The 4,916-nt window shown below is 40.4% G+C and carries 2 protein-coding genes, 14 tRNA genes and 1 rRNA gene; 1 reads left to right on the forward strand and 16 read right to left on the reverse strand.

Going from position 1 to position 4,916, the window contains the following annotated elements; translation table 11 throughout:
• The coding region (locus AC52RT_RS05580; protein ID WP_495539839.1) for an ATP-binding protein at nucleotides 1-1,026 on the forward strand (1,026 nt) is incomplete at its 5' end.
• 49 nt (nucleotides 1,027-1,075) lie between these two features.
• On the opposite strand, the gene AC52RT_RS05585 is transcribed toward AC52RT_RS05580, so the two are convergent.
• From AC52RT_RS05585 to rrf, 16 genes are all read right to left on the reverse strand, one after another.
• Nucleotides 1,076-2,764: an L-lactate permease gene (locus tag AC52RT_RS05585; protein WP_495539840.1), complete on the reverse strand. Its 1,689-nt coding sequence runs from the start codon at nucleotides 2,762-2,764 to the stop codon at nucleotides 1,076-1,078.
• Nucleotides 2,765-3,393: 629 nt separating this feature from the next.
• Nucleotides 3,394-3,474, reverse strand: a tRNA-Leu gene (locus AC52RT_RS05590).
• Between the two features lie 7 nt (nucleotides 3,475-3,481).
• Nucleotides 3,482-3,555: transfer RNA gene (locus AC52RT_RS05595), tRNA-Cys, on the reverse strand.
• A 9-nt stretch (nucleotides 3,556-3,564) separates the two neighbouring features.
• Nucleotides 3,565-3,639, reverse strand: a tRNA-Gly gene (locus AC52RT_RS05600).
• A 3-nt stretch (nucleotides 3,640-3,642) separates the two neighbouring features.
• A tRNA-Gln gene (locus AC52RT_RS05605) sits at nucleotides 3,643-3,717 on the reverse strand.
• A gap of 39 nt (nucleotides 3,718-3,756) precedes the next feature.
• Nucleotides 3,757-3,832, reverse strand: a tRNA-His gene (locus AC52RT_RS05610).
• Nucleotides 3,833-3,869: 37 nt separating this feature from the next.
• A tRNA-Trp gene (locus AC52RT_RS05615) sits at nucleotides 3,870-3,943 on the reverse strand.
• Nucleotides 3,944-3,950: 7 nt separating this feature from the next.
• A tRNA-Tyr gene (locus tag AC52RT_RS05620) sits at nucleotides 3,951-4,034 on the reverse strand.
• A 40-nt stretch (nucleotides 4,035-4,074) separates the two neighbouring features.
• Nucleotides 4,075-4,150 (reverse strand) — tRNA-Phe (locus AC52RT_RS05625).
• A gap of 10 nt (nucleotides 4,151-4,160) precedes the next feature.
• Nucleotides 4,161-4,237, reverse strand: a tRNA-Asp gene (locus AC52RT_RS05630).
• Nucleotides 4,238-4,244: 7 nt separating this feature from the next.
• Nucleotides 4,245-4,318: transfer RNA gene (locus tag AC52RT_RS05635), tRNA-Met, on the reverse strand.
• A 39-nt stretch (nucleotides 4,319-4,357) separates the two neighbouring features.
• Nucleotides 4,358-4,433 (reverse strand) — tRNA-Val (locus AC52RT_RS05640).
• A gap of 10 nt (nucleotides 4,434-4,443) precedes the next feature.
• A tRNA-Glu gene (locus tag AC52RT_RS05645) sits at nucleotides 4,444-4,518 on the reverse strand.
• Nucleotides 4,519-4,527: 9 nt separating this feature from the next.
• A tRNA-Ser gene (locus AC52RT_RS05650) sits at nucleotides 4,528-4,619 on the reverse strand.
• A 3-nt stretch (nucleotides 4,620-4,622) separates the two neighbouring features.
• A tRNA-Asn gene (locus tag AC52RT_RS05655) sits at nucleotides 4,623-4,697 on the reverse strand.
• 25 nt (nucleotides 4,698-4,722) lie between these two features.
• Nucleotides 4,723-4,838, reverse strand: a 5S ribosomal RNA gene (gene rrf / locus AC52RT_RS05660).
• Nucleotides 4,839-4,916: the final 78 nt, after the last annotated feature.

A 4,916-nucleotide genomic window follows, 5' to 3' on the forward strand; every position in this document is an offset into this window, starting at 1 on the left:
GAAGCCAGGCTTTATAAAACTATATTCATTGTTTTAATTAGTTTATATTTTTACTTGAAATTTTGGACTTTTCCTGACACAGCAATTATGTTGGCTATATTCGCTATGGCCCCTTTAATCCCGATTTTTTTATTTGATAAATTAGGTTTTTACATTATTTCTGCTTTAAATTTAATACTTGGTCCGATCTTCATCAACGTCATGTCTCAAACTAATCTACAAAATACATATATTTATATTTCGTTAGACGCCTTTGGCAATACACTTAACTTCATTGCTATACAAATAATTTTATTCTTTGTATTTATCAGTACGAATAATAGAATGGCCTCAGCAAAATCCTTTCACCAAGAACTTCAACAAGCCAAACAATTACATTCAGTTGGTCAAATGGCCGCCACGATAGCGCACGAAATAAGAAATCCTATTACAGTAGTAAAAGGATTTGCTCAATTATTAGATCAAAAAGAGGAATTAACCGAAACAGAAAAATTTTATATCCAGACCATGCTTACTGAACTTGAGTATACCCAAGTCATTATTAATGATTATTTATCATTAGCAAAACAGCAAACAGGTATTGTACAGGTCATAGCCTTAAATGATGAGATTAAAAAAACAGCAGATCTATTAACGAGCTTTGCTAATCAACGGAGTATAGGGATTGTACTCAAATCCAATCATGACTTAATTATTAAAATGGACCCAATTGAGCTTAAACAGCTTTTAGTCAATATTATTAAAAACGGCATTGAATCAATGGATAAAGCAGGTTTTATTACAATAGAAACTGAACAAGATCAGGATATGGCAAAAATAATGATCACTGATACAGGAATTGGGCTTACTAAGAATCAAATTGATGTTCTTGGCACCCCTTTTTACTCACTTAAGGAGCGGGGTACTGGCATTGGTTTAACTGTTTGTTATAATATTGTTCAAAAATATAAAGGAAAGATTGTTATTACAAGTAAATTAACGATTGGGACAACCTTCACCATATACATCCCTTTATGCTCGACATAAAAAGGCATCAGGTAAAAGTCTTTAATCGACTTATACCTGATGCCTTTTATTAAGGAATCATCCAAGATAATACACCATTTTGCATGAAGGTCATAATACCAATAAGGATAACTAGAAAAATACTATGCTTTATCGTAAAGCGGAATAACTCCGATTCTTTCCCCGCAAGACCTACTGCCGCACAAGCTACTGCTATTGATTGCGGTGAAATCATTTTGCCGGTAACTCCACCCGAAGAGTTCGCTGATACCGCAAGTACAGGGTCCATGCCAATAGAATTAGCAGTAACTTGCTGCATATTACCAAAGAGCAAGTTTGATGAAGTATCAGAGCCAGTAATAAATACACCAAGCCATCCGAGTATTGGAGAGAAGAATGGAAATAGAACTCCTGTTTTCGCTAATATCATTCCCATTGCTGTACTCATGCCTGAGGCATTCGTCACATACGCATATCCGACTACTGACGCGATTGTAATAATGGGAAATTTCAACTCATTTAGTGTCTCAGCAAAAGTAAGCAGCCAATCCCTCCAAGAAATTCGGAAAACAAATTTTGTTATGATCGCCGCAATAAGAACAGCAGTTCCAGCAGCTCCTAAAAACTCAAGTTTATAAAATGCCGACACGGCATCACCGTCAACATCTATAACTTTATTATTCAGTAAAGGAACATTAGGAATAAATGTAAAGACTTGTCCTATCGAATTAAGTCCAGTTAAAAATAGGTTACTTCCCTCATAATGTCCCGTTAAAGCTTCCTTAACTACTGGGATTCCCCAGATGGAAATGATAACAGTTAGAATTACGAATGGTGACCACGCTTTAAAAATTTGTCCGCCTGTATGTGCTTGATCCTCGTCGGGTTCATTCACAGCGAGCGTTGAAGCTAATTCTTGTTCAGCAGAAAAACGGTAAATTGTTTTTGGTTTCCAAAACTTAAGAAATACTCCTAATGCAAGAATTGATACTAAGGCTGACAGAATATCTGGAAGTTCTGGTCCGAGGTAATTTGAACTCAAAAATTGAGTGACAGAAAATGTAATACCGGTTACTAAAATCGCGGGCATTACTTCTAGTGCTTTTTTAAAGCCTGCCATAATGACAATTAAATAAAATGGAATGAATATTGATAAAAACGGCAATTGACGCCCTACCATTTTTGATATTTCTATTGCAGGAATTCCAGTAGGTCCTTCTAGTGCTAGGATAGGTGCTCCAATTGCTCCAAAGGCAACAGGTGCTGTATTAGCAATTAAGCATAACCCTGCAGCATATAACGGATTAAAGCCAAGCCCAACAAGTAGTGCGGCTGAAATTGCAACAGGCGCACCAAACCCAGCAGCTCCTTCAAGAAATGCACCAAAAGAAAAGGCTACTAATAATGCTTGCAGACGGCGGTCCTCAGTAATAGAAATGATAGAATTACGGATAATATCAAATTGCCCTGTTTTCACAGTCAGTTTATATAGAAAAACGGAACTGATAATAATCCAGCCAATAGGGATTATACCGTAAACAGCACCATGTGTAGCTGACATAACCGCCAATTGAGCAGGCATTCCGAATGCCGCTATAGCTAAAATCAAAGCAATCAATAACGTAGTCAGCCCTGCTATATACCCTTTCATTCTTTTAATTGCCAAAGCCCAGAAAAAATATAGTATTGGAATAACAGCAACTAACGCAGTCAGACCCAGATTTCCCCCTACTGCTGTTACGTTTTGTACAAATGGCATAACATACCTCCATTTTTAAAAACAGAATACAGTCATAAGTATACGCTTACATAATTAGGCACAATCACAATACAAAATATTTTTGAAGTTACCCCTGGCTGTTCCTGCTTTTACACAACTAACAGTCGTGAATGAAGATTTGCTTTACTCGACTCCCTGATTCATTATCGCAAAAGCCCGCCCTGCCTCTCTTCACCCCCCTTAGATTAACTTTATCAACCTTAAAACTTTTAATCTTTTACCCTATTCTATACAAATTGTAAATAGATTTCCATATATTTTTTGTTCTATCAAATAATTCTTTGAATTTATAATAATCTTGCTTGCCTACCATGATTGGATCTCTGTTTAGTGTTTAGTGGCCACGTTACCTTGAAGGTATGTAAAGTGCGTACTTTCTCTATTTTCTTGCTGCTTTTTAATTATTCCCGTCTGAGATGGCGATAATCCCGTCTCCAAACGAGTTATTCCCGTCTGTGGGAATACTAATCCCGTCTGAACATGCTTTATTCCCGTCTGGGACTGTTTTTAAGGGTTTACCTCATGCTATGACCTATTTCTTTATGAAGGGTATTTCAATTCAAACAGAAAAAAGACTTCGTATATGAAATACGAAGTCTTTCTAGTAATACCTGAGGCCGGACTTGAACCGGCACGCCTTACGGCACCGCATTTTGAGTGCGGCGTGTCTGCCATTCCACCACTCAGGCAAATAATTGGAGGCGGCAACCGGAATCGAACCGGTGGTAAAGGTTTTGCAGACCTCTGCCTTACCGCTTGGCTATGCCGCCAATATTTCTTGGAGCGGAAGACGGGGTTCGAACCCGCGACCCCAACCTTGGCAAGGTTGTATTCTACCACTGAACTACTTCCGCTAATGGCTGGGCTAGCAGGATTTGAACCTACGCATGACGGAGTCAAAGTCCGTTGCCTTACCGCTTGGCTATAGCCCATTAGTAACTATATATTAATTATATTTTCTCAAAAAAAAATGGGGCGACTGATGGGAATCGAACCCACGAATGCCTGAACCACAATCAGGTGCGTTAACCACTTCGCCACAACCGCCATGATAAGAGAAAAGTATTTAAATTTAATTTAAAAATGGCAGGGGCAGTAGGACTCGAACCCACACTGGAGGTTTTGGAGACCTCAGTTCTACCTTTAAACTATGCCCCTGTAAAGATGGTGGAGGGGGGCAGATTCGTACTGCCGAACCCTAAGGAGCGGATTTACAGTCCGCCGCGTTTAGCCACTTCGCTACCCCTCCATATAATACTGCTAGTAAACTTAAGAAATCAAGTTTATAATGGTGGCTCAGGACAGAATCGAACTGCCGACACAAGGATTTTCAGTCCTTTGCTCTACCGACTGAGCTACTGAGCCATAATAATAATGGCGGTCCGGACGGGACTCGAACCCGCGACCTCCTGCGTGACAGGCAGGCATTCTAACCAACTGAACTACCGGACCATTATGATTGCGGGGACAGGATTTGAACCTGCGACCTTCGGGTTATGAGCCCGACGAGCTACCGAACTGCTCCACCCCGCGATAATGGGAATTTTACTAACGTCACTTTTTTAAAAAATATGGTGGAGGATGACGGGATCGAACCGCCGACCCTCTGCTTGTAAGGCAGATGCTCTCCCAGCTGAGCTAATCCTCCAATATGTATGTGGTGACCCCTACGGGATTCGAACCCGTGTTACCGCCGTGAAAGGGCGGTGTCTTAACCGCTTGACCAAGGGGCCGTGAAGTAATGGCGGAGAGCAAGGGATTTGAACCCTTGAGACAGGGTTACCCGTCTACACGATTTCCAATCGTGCTCCTTCGGCCACTCGGACAGCTCTCCATTTGGCTCCGCAGGTAGGACTCGAACCTACGACCGTTCGGTTAACAGCCGAATGCTCTACCACTGAGCTACTGCGGAATAATATAGTGGTTTAAATGAATCTGCCTGGCAATGTCCTACTCTCACAGGGGGAGACCCCCAACTACCATCGGCGCTGAAGAGCTTAACTTCCGTGTTCGGAATGGGAACGGGTGTGGCCTCTTCGCCATCATTACCAGACATTATTCATTTTGAAAGACATTTATTATTATAATATCTTTTTGTTAAAAATTCAAGAACAATTTTACTTATTCTTTC

It is taken from the genome of Peribacillus sp. (genome assembly GCF_059453735.1).

Coding starts and splice junctions, on each gene's coding strand:
- AC52RT_RS05585 (WP_495539840.1), bottom strand. CDS start 2,764: ATGCCATTTGTACAAAACGTAACAGCAGTAGGGGGAAATCTGGGTCTG.